We start from the raw sequence: 245 nt of genomic DNA, 5'->3' as shown, positions 1-245 counted from the left end.
CTCCTTTGCCCAAATATTTGCGACAACGTTCTAACGCATCGGTAAACAGCTGAATGACATGGAAATAGTCGATGACATGTGTCGCCTCTGGGCAAACCCGTTGAATCGCTTTTTTCTTGCTGGAGCCAAGTCACTCACGACATACTGAACGGAACGAGACACATGAGCCAATACACGCCCAATGGCTTCCTCGTTCTTTCCTGCTTCCATGGCATACACTTCTCCCGTTTCGGCATCCATGATCG

The 245-nt window shown here is 49.0% G+C and carries 1 pseudogene; it reads right to left on the bottom strand.

Annotation, left to right across the window (positions count from 1 at the left end):
• Positions 1-245 (bottom strand): annotated as a pseudogene (locus DCC82_RS17120) (transposase); the annotation flags it as partial.

The organism is Geobacillus sp. LYN3 (assembly GCF_003064505.1).
Classification (GTDB): Bacteria; Bacillota; Bacilli; order Bacillales; family Anoxybacillaceae; genus Parageobacillus_B; species Parageobacillus_B toebii.
This window is presented reverse-complemented; position numbering and strand designations above follow the sequence as displayed.